Below are 790 nucleotides of genomic sequence, written 5' to 3' on the forward strand. Positions count from 1 at the left end.
ACATTTGCTTACCAAGTATCGGGCGAGTATGCGATGCACAAAGCGGCGATTCTTAATGGCTGGTTAAAAGAGCGCGAGACAGTAATGGAATCACTACTGTGCTTTAAGCGTGCGGGCGCCGATGGCATCCTGACTTACTTTGCAAAAGACGTTGCAGAGTGGTTAGCGGAAGAGAATGCACAAGCCGCTCAGCACCTAAAGATGGCTCGAGAAGCGACAGAAGAGTAATTATCGCTCAGTGAGAAAAACCAGACCGACAATAGTTGTTCGTCTGCATATACCCAAGTAACCTCAGGCGGATTACAAAAGGCTTGTATATCCCAAAAAATCCAAGGTGCTTGGGTATATTTATTTCTGGAGAAGAGAACAATGACAATGCTGATTCGTGAAGGCACGTTGGAAGAGGCACTTCAAGTGGTCACTCGAGTGAAAGAGTTTGCCAACGGAGAAACCTTAGATTCGATGTCACAGCGTCTTGGAGACAAAAACAGCCTAATCCTAGTGGCTGAGAAAAACGGTGCTATTGTCGGTTTTAAAATCGGCTACGAACTGGATGAAGACACCTTCTATAGTTGGTTTGGTGGTGTTGCGCCGCAAGCTCGAAATGAGGGAGTCGCGCAGATGTTGTTAGAGGCTCAAGAAGAATGGGTCGCAGAACAAGGCTATAAAACACTAAAAGTGAAATCTCGAAACCAATTTCCTGCCATGCTCAGATTGTTGTTGAGAAATGGTTATCTTATTGAAAAGTTTGAAGAAAAAATCAATCTTCGTGAATCGAGAGTGCATTTCA

General features: G+C 44.6%; 1 protein-coding gene and 1 pseudogene. Both read left to right on the forward strand.

The window, feature by feature from the left end; genetic code table 11:
• Positions 1-228: pseudogene (locus R7093_RS25025) on the forward strand (porphobilinogen synthase); the annotation flags it as partial.
• Between the two features lie 141 nt (positions 229-369).
• A partial coding sequence (locus R7093_RS25030; protein WP_180768419.1) for a GNAT family N-acetyltransferase occupies positions 370-790 on the forward strand: 421 nt, incomplete at its 3' end.

It is taken from the genome of Vibrio sp. 1580, from assembly GCF_033340055.1.